At 58.5% G+C, this 18,145-nt stretch carries 32 protein-coding genes; 30 read left to right on the forward strand and 2 right to left on the reverse strand.

Annotation, left to right across the window (positions count from 1 at the left end):
• The first annotated feature begins 82 nt into the window (after positions 1-82).
• The 29 genes from rpsJ (at position 83) to rplQ (ending at position 14,020) form a co-directional block, all read left to right on the forward strand.
• Positions 83-394, forward strand: coding sequence for a 30S ribosomal protein S10 (gene rpsJ, locus LQR33_RS05160; protein WP_011137734.1), 312 nt, complete (start codon positions 83-85; stop codon positions 392-394).
• A gap of 158 nt (positions 395-552) precedes the next feature.
• Complete coding sequence (gene rplC, locus LQR33_RS05165) at positions 553-1,197, forward strand: 50S ribosomal protein L3 (protein WP_021478354.1); 645 nt, start codon at positions 553-555, stop codon at positions 1,195-1,197.
• The gene (gene rplD, locus LQR33_RS05170; RefSeq protein ID WP_011137732.1) at positions 1,197-1,817 is read left to right on the forward strand and encodes a 50S ribosomal protein L4; all 621 of its coding nucleotides are present in this window, start codon (positions 1,197-1,199) and stop codon (positions 1,815-1,817) included. The genes rplC and rplD overlap by 1 nt, the downstream gene beginning before the upstream one ends.
• Positions 1,814-2,122: a 50S ribosomal protein L23 gene (gene rplW / locus LQR33_RS05175; RefSeq protein ID WP_021478355.1), complete on the forward strand. Its 309-nt coding sequence runs from the start codon at positions 1,814-1,816 to the stop codon at positions 2,120-2,122. Before rplD ends, rplW begins: the two co-directional genes overlap by 4 nt.
• A gap of 11 nt (positions 2,123-2,133) precedes the next feature.
• Positions 2,134-2,967: a 50S ribosomal protein L2 gene (gene rplB / locus LQR33_RS05180; RefSeq protein ID WP_021478356.1), complete on the forward strand. Its 834-nt coding sequence runs from the start codon at positions 2,134-2,136 to the stop codon at positions 2,965-2,967.
• 6 nt (positions 2,968-2,973) lie between these two features.
• Complete coding sequence (gene rpsS, locus LQR33_RS05185; RefSeq protein ID WP_011137729.1) at positions 2,974-3,252, forward strand: 30S ribosomal protein S19; 279 nt, start codon at positions 2,974-2,976, stop codon at positions 3,250-3,252.
• Between the two features lie 9 nt (positions 3,253-3,261).
• Entirely contained in the window at positions 3,262-3,591 is a 330-nt protein-coding gene (gene rplV, locus LQR33_RS05190; protein ID WP_021478358.1) for a 50S ribosomal protein L22, read from the forward strand.
• A 10-nt stretch (positions 3,592-3,601) separates the two neighbouring features.
• Entirely contained in the window at positions 3,602-4,303 is a 702-nt protein-coding gene (gene rpsC, locus LQR33_RS05195; protein WP_043579382.1) for a 30S ribosomal protein S3, read from the forward strand.
• Positions 4,287-4,703 carry a 50S ribosomal protein L16 gene (gene rplP / locus LQR33_RS05200; protein ID WP_011137726.1) on the forward strand — a complete coding sequence of 139 codons (417 nt, stop codon included), beginning with the start codon at positions 4,287-4,289 and terminating at the stop codon, positions 4,701-4,703. Before rpsC ends, rplP begins: the two co-directional genes overlap by 17 nt.
• Positions 4,703-4,891: a 50S ribosomal protein L29 gene (gene rpmC, locus LQR33_RS05205; protein WP_021478360.1), complete on the forward strand. Its 189-nt coding sequence runs from the start codon at positions 4,703-4,705 to the stop codon at positions 4,889-4,891. The genes rplP and rpmC overlap by 1 nt, the downstream gene beginning before the upstream one ends.
• A gap of 1 nt (position 4,892) precedes the next feature.
• Positions 4,893-5,156 (forward strand): 30S ribosomal protein S17, encoded by a 264-nt coding sequence (rpsQ, locus tag LQR33_RS05210; protein ID WP_021478361.1) that lies wholly within the window; start codon positions 4,893-4,895, stop codon positions 5,154-5,156.
• 209 nt (positions 5,157-5,365) lie between these two features.
• On the forward strand, positions 5,366-5,734 hold the full coding sequence (rplN, locus tag LQR33_RS05215) for a 50S ribosomal protein L14 (protein WP_011137723.1): 369 nt from the start codon (positions 5,366-5,368) through the stop codon (positions 5,732-5,734).
• A gap of 11 nt (positions 5,735-5,745) precedes the next feature.
• Positions 5,746-6,060, forward strand: a complete 315-nt coding sequence (gene rplX, locus LQR33_RS05220; RefSeq protein WP_011137722.1) for a 50S ribosomal protein L24 — start codon at positions 5,746-5,748, stop codon at positions 6,058-6,060.
• A gap of 9 nt (positions 6,061-6,069) precedes the next feature.
• On the forward strand, positions 6,070-6,609 hold the full coding sequence (gene rplE, locus LQR33_RS05225; protein WP_021478362.1) for a 50S ribosomal protein L5: 540 nt from the start codon (positions 6,070-6,072) through the stop codon (positions 6,607-6,609).
• 4 nt (positions 6,610-6,613) lie between these two features.
• Positions 6,614-6,919, forward strand: coding sequence for a 30S ribosomal protein S14 (rpsN, locus tag LQR33_RS05230; protein ID WP_011137720.1), 306 nt, complete (start codon positions 6,614-6,616; stop codon positions 6,917-6,919).
• Positions 6,920-6,933: 14 nt separating this feature from the next.
• Complete coding sequence (gene rpsH, locus LQR33_RS05235) at positions 6,934-7,329, forward strand: 30S ribosomal protein S8 (RefSeq protein ID WP_021478363.1); 396 nt, start codon at positions 6,934-6,936, stop codon at positions 7,327-7,329.
• Between the two features lie 9 nt (positions 7,330-7,338).
• A complete protein-coding gene (gene rplF, locus LQR33_RS05240; RefSeq protein ID WP_021478364.1) occupies positions 7,339-7,872 on the forward strand; it encodes a 50S ribosomal protein L6 in 534 nt (177 codons plus the stop codon).
• 13 nt (positions 7,873-7,885) lie between these two features.
• On the forward strand, positions 7,886-8,239 hold the full coding sequence (gene rplR, locus LQR33_RS05245; RefSeq protein ID WP_021478365.1) for a 50S ribosomal protein L18: 354 nt from the start codon (positions 7,886-7,888) through the stop codon (positions 8,237-8,239).
• A gap of 13 nt (positions 8,240-8,252) precedes the next feature.
• The gene (gene rpsE, locus LQR33_RS05250) at positions 8,253-8,771 is read left to right on the forward strand and encodes a 30S ribosomal protein S5 (protein WP_021478366.1); all 519 of its coding nucleotides are present in this window, start codon (positions 8,253-8,255) and stop codon (positions 8,769-8,771) included.
• Positions 8,764-8,949, forward strand: coding sequence for a 50S ribosomal protein L30 (gene rpmD, locus LQR33_RS05255; protein ID WP_011137715.1), 186 nt, complete (start codon positions 8,764-8,766; stop codon positions 8,947-8,949). Before rpsE ends, rpmD begins: the two co-directional genes overlap by 8 nt.
• A 3-nt stretch (positions 8,950-8,952) precedes the next feature.
• Positions 8,953-9,384, forward strand: coding sequence for a 50S ribosomal protein L15 (rplO, locus tag LQR33_RS05260; protein ID WP_231467872.1), 432 nt, complete (start codon positions 8,953-8,955; stop codon positions 9,382-9,384).
• Between the two features lie 11 nt (positions 9,385-9,395).
• Positions 9,396-10,715 (forward strand): preprotein translocase subunit SecY, encoded by a 1,320-nt coding sequence (gene secY, locus LQR33_RS05265; RefSeq protein WP_021478368.1) that lies wholly within the window; start codon positions 9,396-9,398, stop codon positions 10,713-10,715.
• Positions 10,716-10,738: 23 nt separating this feature from the next.
• The gene (gene infA, locus LQR33_RS05270; protein ID WP_031296780.1) at positions 10,739-10,957 is read left to right on the forward strand and encodes a translation initiation factor IF-1; all 219 of its coding nucleotides are present in this window, start codon (positions 10,739-10,741) and stop codon (positions 10,955-10,957) included.
• A gap of 37 nt (positions 10,958-10,994) precedes the next feature.
• Positions 10,995-11,108 (forward strand): 50S ribosomal protein L36, encoded by a 114-nt coding sequence (gene rpmJ / locus LQR33_RS05275; protein WP_011137711.1) that lies wholly within the window; start codon positions 10,995-10,997, stop codon positions 11,106-11,108.
• Between the two features lie 70 nt (positions 11,109-11,178).
• Positions 11,179-11,541 carry a 30S ribosomal protein S13 gene (rpsM, locus tag LQR33_RS05280; protein ID WP_021478370.1) on the forward strand — a complete coding sequence of 121 codons (363 nt, stop codon included), beginning with the start codon at positions 11,179-11,181 and terminating at the stop codon, positions 11,539-11,541.
• Positions 11,542-11,558: 17 nt separating this feature from the next.
• Positions 11,559-11,954 carry a 30S ribosomal protein S11 gene (gene rpsK, locus LQR33_RS05285; RefSeq protein ID WP_011137709.1) on the forward strand — a complete coding sequence of 132 codons (396 nt, stop codon included), beginning with the start codon at positions 11,559-11,561 and terminating at the stop codon, positions 11,952-11,954.
• Positions 11,955-11,972: 18 nt separating this feature from the next.
• Positions 11,973-12,593 carry a 30S ribosomal protein S4 gene (gene rpsD / locus LQR33_RS05290; RefSeq protein WP_021478371.1) on the forward strand — a complete coding sequence of 207 codons (621 nt, stop codon included), beginning with the start codon at positions 11,973-11,975 and terminating at the stop codon, positions 12,591-12,593.
• 23 nt (positions 12,594-12,616) lie between these two features.
• Positions 12,617-13,600: a DNA-directed RNA polymerase subunit alpha gene (locus tag LQR33_RS05295; protein WP_021478372.1), complete on the forward strand. Its 984-nt coding sequence runs from the start codon at positions 12,617-12,619 to the stop codon at positions 13,598-13,600.
• A 24-nt stretch (positions 13,601-13,624) separates the two neighbouring features.
• The gene (gene rplQ / locus LQR33_RS05300; protein WP_021478373.1) at positions 13,625-14,020 is read left to right on the forward strand and encodes a 50S ribosomal protein L17; all 396 of its coding nucleotides are present in this window, start codon (positions 13,625-13,627) and stop codon (positions 14,018-14,020) included.
• A gap of 94 nt (positions 14,021-14,114) precedes the next feature.
• On the opposite strand, the gene LQR33_RS05305 is transcribed toward rplQ, so the two are convergent.
• Together LQR33_RS05305 and LQR33_RS05310 are read right to left on the reverse strand one after the other, a co-directional pair.
• A complete protein-coding gene (locus tag LQR33_RS05305; protein ID WP_231467874.1) occupies positions 14,115-15,029 on the reverse strand; it encodes a glutaminase in 915 nt (304 codons plus the stop codon).
• Positions 15,030-15,062: 33 nt separating this feature from the next.
• Entirely contained in the window at positions 15,063-15,860 is a 798-nt protein-coding gene (locus LQR33_RS05310) for an MOSC domain-containing protein (RefSeq protein ID WP_231467876.1), read from the reverse strand.
• Positions 15,861-16,244: 384 nt separating this feature from the next.
• Here LQR33_RS05310 and LQR33_RS05315 point away from each other — a divergent pair, with 384 nt between their 5' ends.
• Positions 16,245-18,122, forward strand: a complete 1,878-nt coding sequence (locus LQR33_RS05315; RefSeq protein ID WP_221667015.1) for a methyl-accepting chemotaxis protein — start codon at positions 16,245-16,247, stop codon at positions 18,120-18,122.
• Positions 18,123-18,145: the final 23 nt, after the last annotated feature.

Genomic DNA, 18,145 nt, shown 5'->3' on the forward strand with positions numbered 1-18,145 from the left:
CTTCGCTATCCGCGAAGGCGGCCGTACCGTCGGCGCCGGCGTCGTTGCCAAGATCATCAAGTAACGGAAGCGGAGATTTCTCATGTCTAGCCAAAAGATCCGCATCCGCCTGAAGGCGTTCGATTACAATCTGATCGACCGTTCCGCTCAGGAAATCGTTGAAACCGCCAAGCGCACCGGCGCCGTTGTCAAAGGCCCGGTTCCGCTGCCGACCAAAATCGAGCGCTTCAACGTTCTGCGTTCCCCGCACGTGAACAAGACTTCCCGCGACCAGCTGGAAATCCGCACTCACCTGCGTCTGATGGACATCGTAGACCCGACCGACAAGACTGTTGATGCTCTGATGAAGCTCGACCTGCCGGCCGGTGTGGATGTGGAAATCAAGCTGCAGTAATCGCTTAAGTTCAAGGGTTTGCGGGCTAAGTGCTTGCGATTCTTGAATTTTCTGTGATACATTAGCGGACTCGCCATTTTGGCGAGTCCGCTTTTGTTTTTTATGTCGTGTTTTTTATGCCGGTCAATCGCAATCGGCGCCTGAAAAAGGAAATAAACATGAGTTTAGGTCTTGTCGGTCGCAAAGTCGGCATGACCCGCATTTTTGCCGAAGATGGCGCAACCATCCCGGTAACTGTGCTGGACATGTCCTCCAATCGCGTCACGCAAATCAAAACCGCTGAAACCGACGGCTACACTGCCGTTCAGGTTACCTATGGCTCCAAGAAGGCCAATCGTGTCAACAAGGCTACTGCCGGTCACTTCGCCAAAGCTGGCGTTGAAGCCGGTCTGGGTCTGGCTGAGTTCGCTCTGTCCGCCGACGCGCTGTCCAACTTCAAGCCGGGCGACGCTATCGCTGTCGAAATCTTCACCGTTGGTCAACTGGTTGATGTAACCGGCACCTCCAAGGGTAAGGGTTTCTCCGGCGTGATCAAGCGCCACAACTTCTCTTCCAACCGTGCTTCGCACGGTAACTCGCGTTCGCACAATACGCCGGGTTCCATCGGTCAAGCTCAAGATCCGGGTCGCGTTTTCCCGGGTAAGCGCATGGCTGGTCAATACGGCAACGTGAAGAGCACTGTTCAGTGCCTCGAGATCGTTCGTGTCGATGCCGAGCGTCAGCTGATCCTGGTCAAGGGCGCAGTCCCGGGTGCCAAGAACGGCGACGTCGTCGTGCGTCCTAGCGTGAAAGCGGGTGCGTGATGGAATTGAATGTAATCAATACCCAAGGCAAGGCTGTTGGCAGCCTGCAAGTGTCCGACGCTCTGTTCGGCCGCGAATACAACGAAGCTCTGGTGCACCAGGTTGTGACCGCGTTCCTGGCGAACGCGCGCAGCGGCAACCGCGCCCAGCTGACTCGTGCTGAAGTGAAGCACTCGACCAAGAAGCCGTTCCGTCAGAAGGGCACTGGTAACGCTCGTGCCGGTATGACCTCTACCCCGAACCGTCGTGGTGGTGGCCGTGCCTTCCCGAACAAGCCGGACGAGAACTTCACTCAGAAGGTCAACCGCAAGATGTACCGTGCGGGCATCGCGACCATCCTGTCGCAGCTGGTGCGTGACGAACGCCTGATCGTGGTTGACGACCTGTCGGTTGCCAGCCCGAAGACCAAGGAATTCGTCGGCGCCGTTCAGCCGATGGGTCTGGAGCAGGCTCTGTTCATCACCAATGAACTGAGCGAAAACCTCTATCTCTCTTCGCGTAACCTGCCGAACATGCTGGTTATCGAAGCGGTTCAAGCTGACCCGTACAGCCTGCTGCGCTTCAAGAAGACCGTGATCACCCGCGACGCCGTGAAGCAACTGGAGGAGCAGTGGGCATGAACCAAGAACGTCTGTTGCAAGTAATCCTTGCGCCCATCGTTTCCGAGAAGAGCACCATGATCGCTGAGAAAAATCAGCAAGTGGCGTTCCGTGTTGCTACCAACGCAACCAAGCCGGAAATCAAGGCCGCCGTGGAAATGCTGTTCAACGTAAAAGTTGACGGCGTGTCCACTGTGAACGTCAAGGGCAAGGTTAAGCGTTTCGGCCGCAGCACGGGTCGTCGCAGTGACTGGAAAAAGGCCTATGTTAGCCTGGTCGAGGGTCAAGAGCTTGACCTGACCGCTAGCCCGGCCGCGGCGGAGTAAGGAGATAGAGCATGCCTATCGTTAAGGTAAAACCGACTTCCGCGGGCCGCCGTGCCGTTGTCAAGGTGGTACACCCTGACCTGCACAAAGGTGCTCCGCACGCTGCCCTGGTTGAGAAGAAAAACTCGACCGGCGGCCGTAACAACAATGGCCACATCACCACGCGTCATCGTGGTGGCGGCCATAAGAAGCACTACCGTCTGATCGACTTCCGTCGCAACAAGGATGGCATCCCGGCGAAAGTGGAACGCATCGAATACGATCCGAACCGCACCGCCCACATCGCCCTGTTGTGCTACGCCGATGGCGAACGTCGCTACATCGTCGCTCCGCGCGGCGTGAAGGTTGGCGCCGTGCTGCTGTCCGGCTCCGAGGCTCCGATCAAGGCCGGTAACGCTCTGCCGATCCGCAACATCCCGGTGGGTACCACTATCCACTGCGTGGAAATGCAACCCGGCAAGGGCGCTCAGATGGTTCGTTCCGCTGGCGCTTCTGCAATGCTGCTGGCTCGCGAAGGCGTGTACGCTCAACTGCGTCTGCGCTCTGGCGAGATCCGCCTGGTGCACGTCGATTGCCGTGCGACCGTTGGTGAAGTGGGTAACGAAGAGCACTCCCTGCGCAAGCTGGGCAAGGCTGGCGCTTCCCGTTGGCGCGGTGTTCGCCCGACCGTTCGCGGTACGGCGATGAACCCGATCGACCACCCGCACGGTGGTGGTGAGGGCCGCACTGGCGAAGGCCGCGTACCGGTTAGCCCGTGGGGCACTCCGGCTAAGGGCTTCCGTACCCGTCGCAACAAGCGTACCGACAACATGATCGTACGCCGTCGCTATTCCACCAAAGGGTAATTGACAATGGCACGTTCGCAGAAAAAAGGCCCGTTCGTCGATCTGCATCTCCTGAAGAAGGTAGATGCGGTACGGGCAACCAGCGACAAGCGTCCGATCAAGACCTGGTCGCGTCGTTCGACCATCCTGCCGGACTTTATTGGTCTGACCATCGCTGTGCACAACGGTCGCACTCACGTTCCGGTTTATGTTTCTGAAAACATGGTCGGCCACAAACTGGGTGAATTCTCTCTGACTCGTACCTTCAAAGGCCATGCTGCCGACAAGAAGGCGAAGAAGAAGTAAGGTGAAGCGATGAGAGTATCTGCAAATCTGAAAAGTGTTCGCCTTTCGGCTCAAAAGTGCCGTCTGGTGGCCGATCTGGTCCGCGGTCAGTCCGTGGCCCAGGCGCTGAATATCCTGGCCTTCTCCCCGAAGAAGGGCGCGGTAATCATCAAGAAAGTGCTGGAATCTGCAATCGCTAACGCCGAGCACAACGAAGGCGCTGACATCGACACCCTGCGTGTCACCAGCATCTTCGTTGACAAGGGCGCTAGTCTGAAGCGTTTCACTGCCCGTGCTAAGGGTCGTGGCAATCGCATCGAAAAGCAGACCTGCCACATTTCCTTGACCGTTGGCAATTAAGGGGTAAGAAATGGGTCAGAAGATTCATCCGACGGGATTCCGTCTTGCCGTTAACAAAAACTGGTCTTCCAAGTGGTTCGCGTCTTCGCAGAACTTCCCGGAAATGCTGAAGCAGGATATCGAAGTTCGCGAATTCCTGAAGAAGCGTCTGGGTCATGCTTCGGTTGGCCGCGTAACCATCGAGCGTCCGGCCAAGTCCGCCCGCATCACCATTCACAGCGCCCGTCCGGGCGTCGTGATCGGCAAGAAGGGCGAAGACATTGAAGTTCTGAAGCAAGAACTGCAAAAGCGCCTGGGCGTTCCGGTCCACGTGAACATCGAAGAAGTTCGCAAGCCGGAACTGGACGCGCAAATCATCGCCGACGGCATCGCTTCCCAACTGGAGAAGCGCGTGATGTTCCGTCGCGCCATGAAGCGCGCCATGCAGAACGCCATGCGTCTGGGTGCCGAAGGCATCAAGATCATGTCGTCCGGCCGTCTGAACGGCATCGACATCGCTCGTAGCGAATGGTACCGCGAAGGCCGCGTGCCGCTGCATACCCTGCGCGCAGATGTGGACTACGCCACCTCTGAAGCCAAGACCACCTACGGCATCATCGGCATCAAGGTATGGGTGTACAAAGGCGAGCTGAAGCCGGGCCAAGTTGTGGCCGCGCCGGCAGCTCCCGAGAAGAAAATGAGAAAGGGTGCCCGCAATGCTGCAGCCAACTAGACTCAAGTACCGTAAACAGCACAAAGGCCGTAACACCGGTATCGCCACTCGTGGCAACAAGGTGAGCTTTGGTGATTTCGGTCTGAAGGCTATTGGTCGTGGTCGTCTGACCGCGCGTCAGATCGAAGCTGCGCGTCGTGCGATGACCCGTCACATCAAGCGTGGCGGCCGCATCTGGATCCGCATCTTCCCGGACAAGCCGATCACCTCCAAGCCTGCCGAAGTCCGTATGGGCGGGGGTAAGGGCTCTCCGGAGTACTACGTGGCTGAAATTCAGCCTGGCAAGATGCTGTACGAAATGGATGGCGTATCCGAGGAACTCGCTCGCGAAGCTTTCCGTCTGGCCGCCGCCAAGCTGCCGATCGCCACTGTGTTCGTAACCAAACAGGTAGGTCAGTAATGAAAGCGTCCGAACTGAAAGCCAAAACTGTTGACGAGCTGAAGGTGGAACTGCTGAGCCTGCTGAAGGCCCAGTTTGCGCTGCGCATGCAGCACGCTACTCAGCAACTCGCCAAGACCTCTGAACTGAAGAAAGTGCGTCGCGACATTGCTCGTGTACGTACCGTTCTGAAAGAAAAGGCAGTTTAAGATGAGCGAAACCAAAGTAGTACGTACGCTGACCGGCGTTGTGGTCAGCGACAAGATGGATAAGACTGTGACCGTTCTGGTCGAGCGCAAAGTAAAGCACCCGATCTACGGCAAGATTATCCGTCGCTCCAAGAAGTTCCACGCGCACGACGAAAACAACGAGTTCAAGGCAGGCGATCTGGTGATCATCAGCGAGTCCCGCCCGCTCTCGAAGACCAAGTCGTGGGTGGTAACTGGCCTGGTTGAGAAATCTCGTCAGGTATAAAGCTTGCAGAGGGCTGCGTCCCTCTGTATAATGGCCATCTCCTACGCGCTAACTGCGTAGGAGTTCCGCCCTTACGGGGTCCAAAACTGGCCGTTTGACACGCCACAGAATGTTCTGTGGCGTTTCCGCTGTTCGAGTCTGGCGACACATGCCCAGGCTAACGGCAGTGGAAAGTGACGGATAAAGTTGGATTAGAAAGGTAATCTCAAATGATCCAAATGCAGACCATGCTTGAGGTCGCTGACAACACTGGTGCACGTCATGTTCAGTGCATCAAAGTGCTGGGTGGCTCCAAGCGTCGCTATGCTAGCGTAGGTGACATCATCAAGGTGAGCATCAAGGATGCCGCTCCGCGTGGTCGCGTCAAAAAAGGCGACGTATACAACGCGGTCGTGGTACGCACTGCCAAAGGCGTGCGTCGTCCCGACGGCTCTTTGATCAAGTTTGACAGCAACGCTGCTGTTCTGCTCAACAACAAGCTTGAGCCGATCGGCACACGCATCTTCGGACCCGTTACGCGCGAACTGCGTACCGAGCGTTTCATGAAGATCGTATCGCTGGCTCCTGAAGTGCTGTAAGGAGAGGTCGCATGCGCAAGATTCGCAAGGGTGATGAAGTCGTAGTAATCACCGGCAAAGACAAGGGTAAGCGCGGCACTGTCCTGCGTGTTCTGGAAACCAAGCTGGTTGTGGAAGGCGTGAATGTCGCCAAGAAACACCAGAAGCCGAACCCGGTACGTGGCGTAGCTGGCGGTATCGTCGAGAAGACCATGCCCATCGACGCTTCTAACGTCGCGATTTTCAATCCGGCAAGCCAAAAGGCTGACCGCGTAGGCTTCAAGGTTCTTGAAGACGGCCGTAAGGTGCGCGTGTTCAAGTCCAGCGGCGAAGTTATCGGCGCCTAAGGAGCAAACATGGCACGTCTCTACGATTTCTACAAAGACAGCGTAGTGCCGGAACTGATGAAACAGTTCGGCTACAAGTCGATCATGCAAGTTCCGCGTATCGAGAAGATCACCGTGAACATGGGCGTGGGTGAAGCCGTTGCCGATAAGAAGGTAATGGAATTCGCCGTGGGCGACATGGAAAAGATCGCCGGCCAGAAGCCGGTCGTCACCACCGCTCGCAAGTCCATCGCAGGCTTCAAGATTCGCGACGACTATCCGGTTGGTTGCAAGGTAACTCTGCGTCGCGAACGCATGTATGAGTTCCTGGACCGCCTGGTCACCATCGCGCTGCCGCGAGTTCGCGACTTCCGTGGTGTTTCCGCCAAGTCTTTCGACGGCCGCGGCAACTACAACATGGGCGTCAAAGAACAGATCATCTTCCCGGAAATCGAGTACGACAAGATCGATGCTCTGCGTGGTATGAACATCACTATCACTACCTCGGCGAAGACTGACGAAGAGGCCCGCGCTCTGCTGGCCGCGTTCAAGTTCCCGTTCAAGGGTTAAGCACATGGCACGACTTGCACTGATTAACCGTGAAGAGAAGCGCGTCAAGCTGGCTGAGAAGTTCTCCGCCAAGCGTGAAGCCCTGATCGCCACCATCAACAACCAGAACCTCTCGGAAGAAGAGCGTTTCGCCGCCCGCCTGCAACTGCAGCAACTGCCGCGCAACGCTTCTCCGGTTCGCCAGCGTCGCCGCTGCGCCGTGACCGGTCGTCCGCGTGGTGTGTTCCGTAAATTCGGTTTGGGTCGCAACAAGCTGCGTGAGATCGCCATGAAGGGTGAGATTCCGGGTGTTGTGAAGGCCAGCTGGTAATAGGAGACACATAAATGAGCATGCACGATCCTATTTCCGATATGTTGACCCGCATCCGCAACGGCCAACAAGCTTCCAAAACCAAGGTTTCCATGCCTTGCTCGAAGCTGAAGGTTGCGTTGGCGCAGGTGCTGAAAGAAGAAGGCTACATCGAAGACTTCGCCGTCGCCGGCGAAGAGAAGAAGCCTGTTCTCGATATCCAGCTCAAGTACTACGCTGGCCGTCCGGTGATCGAGCGCATCGAGCGCGTATCCCGTCCTGGCCTGCGCGTGTACAAGGGCTCCACCGAAATCCCGAAGGTCATGAACGGCCTGGGCGTGGCGATCCTGTCCACCTCCAGTGGCGTGATGACCGATCGCAAGGCGCGCGCTGCCGGTATCGGCGGCGAACTGCTCTGCGTCGTGGCGTAAGGGGGTCAAATGTCTCGCGTAGCTAAGAATCCGGTAGCCATTCCGGCCGGCGTCGAAGTCAAGTTCGGCGCTGCAGATGTGACTGTCAAGGGCGCCCTGGGCTCCCTGAGCACCGCTCTGTGCAACGACGTGGAAGTCAAGCTGGACAACAACCAGCTGACTTTCGCCGCCAAGAACGACAGCAAGTTCGCACGTGCCATGTCCGGCACCCTGCGCGCCCTGTTGAACAACATGGTGAACGGCGTATCCAAGGGCTTCGAGAAGAAGCTGCAGCTGGTCGGCGTGGGCTACCGTGCCCAAGCCCAAGGCGATACCCTGAACCTGTCTCTGGGTTTCTCGCACCCGGTGGCTCACAAGATGCCCGCTGGCGTCAAAGTTGAGACTCCGACTCAGACCGAGATTCTGGTCAAGGGCGCTGACAAGCAGCTCGTGGGCCAGGTCGCAGCCGAGATTCGCGCTTACCGTTCGCCGGAGCCTTACAAGGGCAAGGGCGTGCGTTATGCCGACGAGGTTGTGGTTCTGAAAGAAACCAAGAAGAAGTAACTGAGGCACTGACATGGACAAGAAACAGACTCGACTCCGCCGCGCACGTAAAACCCGTGCACGGATCGCGGAGCTCAAGATGGTGCGTCTCTCTGTACACCGCACCAATAGCCACATTTACGCCCAGATCATTGACGAGACCGGCAACAAGGTACTGGCCAGCGCTTCCTCGCTGGAAGCCGATGTTCGCTCCGCAATGGCCAATGGTGGCAACGTGGCAGCTGCAGCCGTGATCGGCCAGCGCATTGCCGAAAAGGCAAAAGCCGCTGGCATCGAGCAAGTTGCTTTCGATCGTTCCGGTTTCAAATACCACGGTCGCATGAAGGCACTGGCTGACGCCGCTCGCGAACACGGCCTCGTATTCTAATTCGGAGTAAAGAATGGCTAAGCACGAAATGGAAGATCGCGGCGACGGTCTGGTCGAGAAAATGATCAGCGTCAACCGCGTCACCAAAGTGGTTAAGGGCGGCCGTATCATGGCTTTCTCCGCTCTGACCGTGGTTGGTGATGGCGACGGCGGTATCGGCATGGGTAAGGGCCGTTCCAAGGAAGTTCCGGTTGCCGTACAAAAGGCGATGGAACAAGCCCGCCACAACATGGTGAAGATCAAGCTGTACAACGGTACCGTGAAGCACACCGTTGAAGGCCGTCATGGCGCGACTCGCGTCCTGATCCAGCCGGCAAAGGATGGTACTGGCGTCAAGGCCGGCGGTCCGATGCGCGCGATCTTCGACGCAATGGGTATTCACAATGTTTCGGCCAAGATCCACGGCTCCACGAACCCGTACAACGTGGTTCGCGCGACTCTGGACGGCCTGAGCAAGATCAATACCCCGGCTCAAATCGCCGCCAAGCGTGGCCTGAGCATCGAGGACATCCTGGGGGTGGGTCATGAGTAACGCCAAGACTGTCAAGGTCACTCTGGTAAAGAGCCTGATCGGTCGCCTGGAGTCTCACAAGGCTTGCGCCCGCGGTCTCGGTCTGAAGAAGATTCGTCAGACTGTTGAAGTGCTCGATACCCCTGAAAACCGTGGCATGATCAACAAGATCAGCTACCTGCTCAAATTCGAGGGCTAAGAGATGCTGCTGAACACCGTACAACCGGGCGTCGGCGCCAAGCATGCCAAGCGCCGTGTAGGCCGTGGCATCGGTTCCGGCCTGGGCAAGACTTGCGGCCGCGGCCACAAGGGTCAGAAGAGCCGTGCCGGTGGCTTCCACAAGTTAGGCTTCGAAGGCGGTCAAATGCCGCTGCAACGTCGTCTGCCGAAGCGCGGCTTCAAGTCTCTGACGGCTCGCTTCGTATGCGAAGTTCGCCTGTCCGAACTGAACCTGCTGCCGGTCGATGAAATCGATCTGCTGGCTCTCAAGCAAGCCGGTCTGGTGGCTGCTCAGGCACTCGTTGCCAAAGTAGTCCTGTCCGGCAAGGTTGAGCGCGCGGTCAAACTGCGTGGTATCAGCGTTACCGCTGGCGCCCGCGCTGCCATCGAGGCTGCCGGCGGCAGCATTGAATAAGGCATAAATTTGTGGCGAATACTTCTCTAGTGGCCAATGCCAATAAGTTTGGTGATCTGAAGCGTCGTATCTGGTTCCTGATTGGCGCGCTGATCGTTTATCGTATCGGCGCCCATATTCCGGTCCCGGGTATCAACCCTGCCGAACTAGCGAAGTTGTTCCACACATCGCAGACGGGCCTGCTCGACATGTTCAACATGTTCTCGGGCGGCGCCCTCTCGAGGTTTACGGTATTTGCCCTGGGCATCATGCCGTACATCTCGGCTTCCATCATTCTGCAGCTCGCGGCCGAGGTTCTGCCCAGCCTGAAGCAGCTGAAGAAGGAAGGCGATGCGGGACGTCGCAAGATAACCCAGTACACGCGTTATGCCACCGTGGCGCTCGCAACTTTCCAAAGTTTCGGCATCGCGGTGATGTTGTACAAGCAGCCTAATCTGGTGATGACTGCTCAGTGGGAGTTTTACCTGACAACCGTGGTGTCTCTGGTCACTGGAACCATGTTCCTGATGTGGTTGGGCGAACAGATCACCGAGCGCGGTATCGGCAACGGTATCTCGCTGATCATCTGCGCGGGTATCGCCGCAGGTGTTCCGGCTGCGATCGGTAAGACCCTGACTCTGACCAGCCAGGGCTCTTTGCCCATCCTGTTTGCCGTGCTGCTGTTTGTCGGAGTGATCCTGGTCACCTTCCTTGTTGTCTACGCTGAGCGTGGCCAACGCAAGGTGCTGGTGAACTACGCCAAGCGTCAAGTGGGCAATCGCGTCATGCAAGGCCAGAGCACGCATCTGCCGCTCAAACTGAACATGGCGGGGGTGATTCCCCCGATCTTCGCCTCGAGCATCATCCTGTTCCCGGCCACCGTTCTCGGTTGGTTCGGCCAGGGCGAGCACATGGCTTGGCTGAAGGGCGTGGCTGACAAGCTGCATCCGGGTCAGCCGATCTATGTGCTGCTGTACGCGGCGGCGATCATCTTCTTCTGCTATTTCTACACGGCGTTGGTTTTCAACCCGAAGGAAACGGCTGACAACCTGAAGAAGAGCGGGGCTTTCATTCCGGGCATCCGTCCAGGTGAGCAAACTTCTCGTTATATCGAGAAGATCATCCTGCGGCTGACGCTGATCGGTGCGATCTACATCACGCTGGTCTGCTTGTTGCCGGAATTCCTGATCCTGAAGTGGAACGTGCCGTTCTATTTCGGCGGTACATCGCTGCTGATCATCGTGGTGGTGACGATGGACTTCATGGCGCAGGTGCAGTCCTACGTGTTGTCGCATCAGTATGAGAGCTTGCTGAAGAAGGCCAACTTCAAAGGCAACGCCCTTACCCGCTGACACACGAGTTGACACTGGGTTATATGGCTAAGGAAGACACTATCCAGATGCAGGGCGAGATCTTGGAAAATTTGCCCAGCGCAACTTTCAAGATCAAGCTTGAAAATGGACACGTGGTACTCGGGCATATCTCTGGGAAGATGCGGATGCACTACATCCGCATCCTGCCGGGCGACAAGGTGACTGTGGAGTTGACTCCATACGATCTGTCTAGAGCCCGTATTGTGTTCCGTGCGAAGTAACGCATTCGCTCTTTTTTGGATTTGAAAGGATCTGAACATGCGAGTACAGCCTTCTGTAAAGAAGATTTGCCGTAATTGCAAAATCATTCGTCGCAATCGCGTAGTTCGCGTGATCTGCACGGACCCGCGTCACAAGCAAAAACAAGGCTAACATTTGTTAGACCTCGATTTGCGTGATACAATCGCAAACTTTTCAAGGTCTTAAGGCTTAAGGAAAGAGTATGGCCCGTATTGCAGGGGTAAACATCCCCAATCATGCGCATGCCGTTATCGGCCTGCAGGCAATTTTCGGCGTCGGTCAGACTCGCGCTCAGCAAATTTGTGCTGCAGCTGGCGTGAATCCTTCCACCAAGGTGAAGGATCTGACTGAAGCTGAGATGGAGACTCTGCGTGATCAAGTCGCCAAGTTCACCGTTGAAGGTGATCTGCGTCGTGAAATCACAATGAGCATCAAGCGTCTGATGGACATGGGCTGCTATCGCGGCTTCCGCCATCGTCGCGGCTTGCCGTGCCGCGGTCAACGCACTCGCACCAATGCTCGCACCCGCAAGGGTCCGCGCAAGGCGATTGCCGGCAAGAAGTAAACTAAGGAACACAGAGAATGGCTAAAGCAAACACAGCTGTCCGTGTACGTAAAAAAGTGCGCAAGTCTGTTAGCGAAGGCATCGTGCACGTGCACGCTTCGTTTAACAACACCATCATCACTATCACCGACCGTCAAGGCAATGCACTGTCTTGGGCTACCTCTGGCGGCGCTGGTTTTAAGGGCTCGCGCAAGAGTACACCCTTTGCTGCTCAGGTAGCTGCAGAGCACGCTGGTAAAGTTGCCCAAGAATATGGTGTGAAGAACCTCGAAGTTCGTATCAAAGGCCCGGGCCCGGGTCGTGAATCCGCTGTTCGCGCACTCAACTCGCTGGGTTTCAAGATCACCAGCATCTCCGACGTGACGCCGGTACCGCACAACGGTTGCCGTCCGCCCAAAAAACGTCGTATCTAATTCGGAGAGTGTGAGAACATGGCACGTTATATTGGCCCGAAGTGCAAGCTCGCTCGTCGTGAAGGCACCGACCTTTTCCTGAAGAGCGCGCGTCGTGCACTGGATTCCAAATGCAAACTGGATGCTGCCCCCGGCCAGCACGGCGCCCGTCGCGGCCGTCTGTCGGACTACGGCGTCCAGCTGCGTGAAAAGCAGAAAATCCGCCGCATCTACGGCGTACTAGAGCGTCAGTTCCGCAATTACTTTGCGGAAGCTGTTCGCCGCAAGGGCTCCACGGGTGAAAACCTGCTGAAGCTGCTTGAGTCCCGCCTGGACAACGTTGTATATCGCATGGGCTTTGGCTCCACTCGCGCCGAAGCGCGCCAGCTGGTCAGCCACAAGGCTATCGTTGTGAACGGCCAGGTTGTGAACATTCCGTCCTACCAGGTTAAAGCCGGTGACGTAGTGACCGTCCGTGAGAAGGCCAAGAAGCAGGCCCGTATCGTCGAAGGCCTGGCTCTGGCCGAGCAAGGCGGCTTCCCGTCTTGGGTGTCTGTTGACTCCAAGAAAATGGAAGGCGTTTTCAAATCCACTCCGGAACGTTCCGAACTGTCTAGCGATATCAACGAACAACTCGTTGTGGAATTCTACTCCAAGTAATCGCTAGCTCTTAGGGAATGACTATGCAAAACAGCGCTTCGGAATTTCTGAAACCTCGTCTGATCGACGTACAGCCGGTTTCCGCCACTCACGCTCGCGTGTCGATGGAGCCGTTCGAGCGCGGCTATGCCCATACTCTGGGCAATTCGCTGCGTCGTATCCTGCTGTCGTCGATGCCGGGCTATGCTCCGACCGAAGTGACTATCGCTGGCGTTTTGCATGAGTATTCCGCACTTGACGGCGTGCGGGAGGATGTCGTTGACATCCTCCTCAACCTCAAGGGCGTAGTGCTTAAGCTGCATGGTCGCGACAGTGTCGTGCTGACCTTGAAAAAGGAAGGCGAGGGCGCTGTCTTGGCTAGCGATATCGAGCTGCCGCATGATGTGGAAGTGATCAATCCGGAACACGTGATTTGTCACATCTCCTCCGGCGGCAAGATCGACATGGAGGTCAAGGTGGAGAAGGGCCGCGGCTATCAGCCGGTGTCCGTTCGCACCAGCCATGACGACAACCGTTCCATCGGTACCATTCAACTGGACGCTTCCTTCTCGCCGGTTCGCCGCGTGAGCTTCGCTGTGGAAAGCGCCCGTGTGGAACAGCGTACCGACCTCGACCGCCTGGTTCTCGACATCGAGACCAACGGCGTCATCGAGCCGGAGCAGGCTGTGCGCAACGCAGCCCGCATCCTGATGGACCAGCTGTCGATCTTTGCCGACCTCCAGGGCACAGCGGTTGAAGAAGTCGTTGAAAAGGCGCCGCCGATCGATCCGATCCTGCTGCGTCCGGTAGACGATCTTGAACTGACGGTCCGTTCGGCCAACTGCCTGAAAGCAGAGAACATTTATTACATCGGCGATCTGATCCAGCGCACCGAAACCGAGCTTCTGAAGACTCCGAACCTCGGCCGCAAGTCGCTGAACGAGATCAAGGAAGTTCTCGCTTCCAAGGGCCTGACTCTCGGCATGAAGCTCGAGAACTGGCCTCCGGCTGGTCTGGAAAAGCCGTAAGTTTGAGACTAAAGGACATTAACAATGCGTCATCGTTACAGTAATCGTAAACTGAACCGCACGACCAGCCATCGTCTGGCGATGCTGCGTAACATGGCCAACTCGCTGCTGAAGCACGAAGTTATCGTGACCACGCTGCCGAAGGCCAAGGAACTGCGTCGTGTGGCCGAGCCGCTCATTACGCTCGGCAAAAAGCCGTCTCTCGCCAACCGTCGTCTGGCGTTCGACCGCACCCGTGACCGCGAAATCGTGGTTAAACTCTTCGACGTGCTCGGCTCGCGCTACGCTACCCGCAATGGCGGTTACGTGCGCATCCTGAAGTACGGTTTCCGCAAGGGCGACAACGCCCCGATGGCTCTGGTAGAGCTGGTGGACCGTCCGGAAGACGCCGTTGCCGTAGAAGACAACTCCGCCGATTAATCGACGAAGTTGAAAGAAAAAGCCAGCTCCTTGGAGCTGGCTTTTTTCATGTCTGGAAAGCCGGGTTTGCCTAGCGGGCCCGGCTTTGTCGCGTCTAGAAGATGGATAGTCCGGTGCGGGTGGTGAAGCGGTCCAGCGCTTCCAGGCCCAGCACCGAGTTGCCGCGGGCATCCAGCTGAGGACTCCATACCGCGATGCTCATCTTGCCCGGAATCACCGCCAGCAGGCCGCCCCCGACGCCGCTTTTCACCGGCAGGCCGACGCGATAGGCGAACTCGCCGGCGGCGTCGTAAGTGCCGCAAGTCAACATGACGGCGTTCACCTGTTTGGCCTGGCTGCGAGTCAGGTATTGTCGTCCGGTCTGGGGAGAGGCGCCGTGGTTGGCCAGGAACAGGCCGGCGCGGGCCAGCTCGCGGCAGCTCATCGCGATGCTGCAGTTGTGGAAGTAATGATCCAGCACCGTCTCTACCGGATGGTCGAGGTTGCCGTAGCTTTTCATGAAGTGGGCCAGCGCCGCGTTGCGGTCGCCGTGCTCGCGTTCCGAAGCGGCGATCGCCTCGTCGGCGGCGAGGCCGGGGTTGCCGGCCTCATTCCTCAGCCAGGCCAGCAGCTGCAAGTGCGAGTCGCCGAAATGGCTGATCGCTCGATCGGTGACCGCCAGCGCGCCGGCGTTGATGAAGGGATTGCGCGGAATGCCATGCTCGTATTCCAGCTGCACCAGCGAGTTGAACGGATTGCCGGACGGTTCCTTGCCGACGTGGCGCCACAGCGCCTCGCCGTCGGCCTGCAGCGTCAGGGCCAGCATGAAGGCTTTGCTGATGCTTTGGATGGAGAAGGGGACGTCGGCTTCGCCGCAGCCATATTCCTGTCCATCCAGCGTGTGGATGGCGAAACCGAACTGATGCGGAGGCACCGAGGCCAGCGCCGGGATGTAGTCGGCGACCTGGCCCCGGTCGTAAAACGGCAGCACTTGCTGCCGGATATCTTCAATGAGCGCTTGCAGATTCATTGACAGATTGTAAGCACTTGCCGGCAGCCCAGTCTAGAAGCTGTAGCGCTGCTCCAGAACCTCGACCGGCGCGTCAAGCTCAAGCACGCCTTCGTTGCGGGCGCGCAGGTTCATGCCGAAGCAGACGCCTTCATCCAGGCGGCGGGTGCGGACCAGGGTCTGCAGCGGCTCGCCGTCGGCGCGTTTTTCGCCCAAGTCCGGATCCACGGTGGTCAGCACGCAGCGCACACAGGGCTTCATCACGTCGAATTCAAGCTCGCCGATGCGGATCACCTGCCAATCGTCCTCTTCCCACGGATACGCGCCGCTTACGACGAGATTGGGGCGGAAGTGGCGCAGCGTGACGGGCTCGGGGAGCTGGCGGTTCAAATCGTCGAGCGAGGCCTGGTTGACCAGCAGGAAAGGGTAGCCGTCGGCGAAGCTCATCTTCTCGGTCCCGCCCTTGAATGGTCGGTTGGATTGCGCGCCCAGCCACAGCAGCCGGCATTCGCAGCCGAGAATGTCGGCGAACCAGGCGTCGACGCGTTCGTCGCCGTGCCAGGCCTGGAAGCCGTCCTTCCACACCTGGGCCGGGTGAGGCCGGGTGTAGACGGTGGCCATCGCGAAGATCGGCGGTTGGCCGGCGCGATGCAGCAGCACGCCGCCCGGCAACAGCTCGGCGCGGACGGTGACCAGTTGGGGATGCGTGCGCGCGGTGATCTGTTGGCCGTCCGGGCTGACCAGCAGCCATTCGCGGTCGTGAAGCAAGCCCAGCTTGCCCGCGTAGGCGCGGTCGAAGGCGATGCCGCGGCAGGACTTCACCGGATGGACGAACATGGCGCTCAGGTGCATGGGGGTCTCCATTGTCGTATAGACGGCATGCTAGCACGGAGGCGGCGGGGGGACGGGTGCGGCGTGCCGATTTTCAAGCATGGCGCCTGGATGGGCGCGGCAAGTTGTAACGTGGGCATTGCATATCTGCGACCGGGCATTTACATTGAGATGCCCACCGCTTATTGTCGGACTGTCGTGCGATGGCCGGCGCTGCCGATGGAGTGGATGTTTCATGCCATCTGGAAAAATGGAGGGCAAAATTTGCGAGAAGGGAATTGTTCGTTGAGCTTTATGCTTATTCGGACTAAACCTGAGTAGAGGCTTACAAGATAACAGCGCCCGATGCCGCAAGCCCGCGGTCGATGCGGCCTGGCAAGTAATTGGGGATGAGGAGGAAGTGTAATGCGCTCTTTGCGTGTCAAGCTGATTGCAGTGATTGCCCTGCTGCTGGTATTGCTGGGTATGGTGATTACCGTGCTGGTCTACGGCCAGATGCGGAATGAGATCGTCCGTGGCGTCGATAATGAGTTGGGCGGCACCTCCAAGGGCTACTCGGCCCTGGTGAGCAGCTGGTACAAGAGCAAGGTGGGCGTGGTGATCGCGGCCAATCCGCTGGTGGGCACGCCGGATCCGCGGCAGACCCTGGCCAGGATGAGCCAGGCGGGCGGCTTCGACATGACCTATATCGGCACCGCCGATCACGTGATGATACGCTCCGACATGAAGCCGCAACCGCAAGGCTACGATCCGGTTGCACGGCCGTGGTATCAGCAGGCGGCGGCCAGCGGCAACCCCGGCGTCTCCGATCCCTATGTCGATTTCGACACTAAGAAGCTGGTGGTGACCTTCGTGTCGCCGGTCAAGGACGGCAGCACGCTGAAGGCGGTGGTCGGCGGCGACATCTTCATCGACGACCTGGTCAAGACCGTGCTGTCGGTCAAGCTGCGCGGCAACGGCTACGCTTTCCTGGTGGACAAGAGCGGCAAGGTGATCGCCCACCCGGACGCCAGCCTGACGCTGAAGCCGCTGTCCGAGAAAGTGCCGGAGCTGACCGGCGACCGCCTGACCAAGCTGGCGACCGATACCACGATGCAGGAGGTCAGCATCGGGGGCGAGAGCAAGCTGATCGAGGTGCAGCCGGTGGAGGGCACCAACTGGCTGCTGGGCGTGGTGACCGACGAATCGGTGGTCACCGGGCCGCTGAACACCTTGCTGCTGACCGTGATCGGCATCGGCGCGCTGTGCGTGTTGATCCTGATCCCGGTGGCGAGCGTGATGCTGAGCAAGATGCTGGCCGGCCTGGGCCGCCTGCGCAACGCGATGCTGGAAATTTCCCAGGGCGAAGGCGACCTGACCCGCCGCATCCAGGTGACCGGCCAGGATGAGATCGCCGAAACCGCCACCGCGTTCAACCGTTTCATCGGCCAATTGCAGAAGATGTTCATCGCGGTGAAGGAAGAGGCCGAACGGGTGACCGGCGGCGTCGAGAGCGTGACCGACACCGTGGACAAGGTGGCGCACGATTCGCGCCAGATTTCCGATGTGTCCAGCTCCAACGCGGCGACGCTGGAGGAGATCACCGTCAGCATCTCCCACATCGCCGACGCGGCCCGCGAAGCGGACGGCTTGGTCAACCATACCGGCCAGGTGTCCAGCGAGAGCGCGCACGGCATGCAGCAGATCTCGCAGGAGATGAACAGCACCGTCGAGGCGGTGAAGGGGCTGTCCACGATGCTGGGCTCGCTCGATCAGCGTTCGCAGCAGATCAGCGGCATCACCAATGTGATCAAAGACATCGCCGACCAGACCAATCTGTTGGCGCTGAACGCGGCGATCGAAGCGGCGCGCGCCGGCGAAATGGGCCGCGGCTTCGCGGTGGTGGCCGACGAGGTGCGCAAGCTGGCCGAGCGCACCGGCCAGGCCACGGTGGAGATTTCCGGCATGGTCAGCACCATCCGCGAGGAAACCAGCCAGGCGGTCAGCAATATGCAGCGCACCGTCAGCTCGGTCGACGGCGGCGTGGAACTGACGCTGGGCGCGGTGCAGCGCATCGAACAGATCCAGCAGGCGATGCAGGAGGTGATGGCCAAGATGAACGAGATCACCTTGTCCACCAGCGAGCAGCACAAGGCCACCACGATGATCGCCCAGAGCACCGAGCAGATCAACGGCCGCATCGTCGACAGCGACGACGCCTTGCAAACCGTGCGCGACACGCTGTCCGAGCTGTCGCACTCGGCCAGCAGCATGCGGCAGCTGTTCTCCAGCTTCCGCGTCTGATCGACCCGTCCCTCAAGCCCGGC

Origin of the sequence: Chromobacterium piscinae, assembly GCF_021129175.1 — a bacterium.
Classification (GTDB): Bacteria; Pseudomonadota; Gammaproteobacteria; order Burkholderiales; family Chromobacteriaceae; genus Chromobacterium; species Chromobacterium piscinae.

Excerpts from the sequence above, each read along its gene's own strand:
- rpsD (WP_021478371.1), top strand. The coding sequence starts at position 11,973 with ATGGCACGTTATATTGGCCCGAAGTGCAAGCTCGCTCGTCGTGAAGGC.
- rplW (WP_021478355.1), top strand. The coding sequence starts at position 1,814 with ATGAACCAAGAACGTCTGTTGCAAGTAATCCTTGCGCCCATCGTTTCC.
- rplE (WP_021478362.1), top strand. The coding sequence starts at position 6,070 with ATGGCACGTCTCTACGATTTCTACAAAGACAGCGTAGTGCCGGAACTG.
- rpsS (WP_011137729.1), top strand. The coding sequence starts at position 2,974 with ATGGCACGTTCGCAGAAAAAAGGCCCGTTCGTCGATCTGCATCTCCTG.
- rplN (WP_011137723.1), top strand. The coding sequence starts at position 5,366 with ATGATCCAAATGCAGACCATGCTTGAGGTCGCTGACAACACTGGTGCA.
- rpsK (WP_011137709.1), top strand. The coding sequence starts at position 11,559 with ATGGCTAAAGCAAACACAGCTGTCCGTGTACGTAAAAAAGTGCGCAAG.
- rpmD (WP_011137715.1), top strand. The coding sequence starts at position 8,764 with ATGAGTAACGCCAAGACTGTCAAGGTCACTCTGGTAAAGAGCCTGATC.
- LQR33_RS05305 (WP_231467874.1), bottom strand. The coding sequence starts at position 15,029 with ATGAATCTGCAAGCGCTCATTGAAGATATCCGGCAGCAAGTGCTGCCG.
- rplP (WP_011137726.1), top strand. The coding sequence starts at position 4,287 with ATGCTGCAGCCAACTAGACTCAAGTACCGTAAACAGCACAAAGGCCGT.
- LQR33_RS05310 (WP_231467876.1), bottom strand. The coding sequence starts at position 15,860 with ATGCACCTGAGCGCCATGTTCGTCCATCCGGTGAAGTCCTGCCGCGGC.
- LQR33_RS05315 (WP_221667015.1), top strand. The coding sequence starts at position 16,245 with ATGCGCTCTTTGCGTGTCAAGCTGATTGCAGTGATTGCCCTGCTGCTG.
- rpsQ (WP_021478361.1), top strand. The coding sequence starts at position 4,893 with ATGAGCGAAACCAAAGTAGTACGTACGCTGACCGGCGTTGTGGTCAGC.
- rpmJ (WP_011137711.1), top strand. The coding sequence starts at position 10,995 with ATGCGAGTACAGCCTTCTGTAAAGAAGATTTGCCGTAATTGCAAAATC.
- rpsM (WP_021478370.1), top strand. The coding sequence starts at position 11,179 with ATGGCCCGTATTGCAGGGGTAAACATCCCCAATCATGCGCATGCCGTT.
- LQR33_RS05295 (WP_021478372.1), top strand. The coding sequence starts at position 12,617 with ATGCAAAACAGCGCTTCGGAATTTCTGAAACCTCGTCTGATCGACGTA.
- rplF (WP_021478364.1), top strand. The coding sequence starts at position 7,339 with ATGTCTCGCGTAGCTAAGAATCCGGTAGCCATTCCGGCCGGCGTCGAA.
- rpsN (WP_011137720.1), top strand. The coding sequence starts at position 6,614 with ATGGCACGACTTGCACTGATTAACCGTGAAGAGAAGCGCGTCAAGCTG.
- rplB (WP_021478356.1), top strand. The coding sequence starts at position 2,134 with ATGCCTATCGTTAAGGTAAAACCGACTTCCGCGGGCCGCCGTGCCGTT.
- infA (WP_031296780.1), top strand. The coding sequence starts at position 10,739 with ATGGCTAAGGAAGACACTATCCAGATGCAGGGCGAGATCTTGGAAAAT.
- rplQ (WP_021478373.1), top strand. The coding sequence starts at position 13,625 with ATGCGTCATCGTTACAGTAATCGTAAACTGAACCGCACGACCAGCCAT.
- rplO (WP_231467872.1), top strand. The coding sequence starts at position 8,953 with ATGCTGCTGAACACCGTACAACCGGGCGTCGGCGCCAAGCATGCCAAG.
- rpsC (WP_043579382.1), top strand. The coding sequence starts at position 3,602 with ATGGGTCAGAAGATTCATCCGACGGGATTCCGTCTTGCCGTTAACAAA.
- rplC (WP_021478354.1), top strand. The coding sequence starts at position 553 with ATGAGTTTAGGTCTTGTCGGTCGCAAAGTCGGCATGACCCGCATTTTT.
- rpmC (WP_021478360.1), top strand. The coding sequence starts at position 4,703 with ATGAAAGCGTCCGAACTGAAAGCCAAAACTGTTGACGAGCTGAAGGTG.
- rplR (WP_021478365.1), top strand. The coding sequence starts at position 7,886 with ATGGACAAGAAACAGACTCGACTCCGCCGCGCACGTAAAACCCGTGCA.
- rplX (WP_011137722.1), top strand. The coding sequence starts at position 5,746 with ATGCGCAAGATTCGCAAGGGTGATGAAGTCGTAGTAATCACCGGCAAA.
- rplV (WP_021478358.1), top strand. The coding sequence starts at position 3,262 with ATGAGAGTATCTGCAAATCTGAAAAGTGTTCGCCTTTCGGCTCAAAAG.
- rpsJ (WP_011137734.1), top strand. The coding sequence starts at position 83 with ATGTCTAGCCAAAAGATCCGCATCCGCCTGAAGGCGTTCGATTACAAT.
- rpsE (WP_021478366.1), top strand. The coding sequence starts at position 8,253 with ATGGCTAAGCACGAAATGGAAGATCGCGGCGACGGTCTGGTCGAGAAA.
- rplD (WP_011137732.1), top strand. The coding sequence starts at position 1,197 with ATGGAATTGAATGTAATCAATACCCAAGGCAAGGCTGTTGGCAGCCTG.
- rpsH (WP_021478363.1), top strand. The coding sequence starts at position 6,934 with ATGAGCATGCACGATCCTATTTCCGATATGTTGACCCGCATCCGCAAC.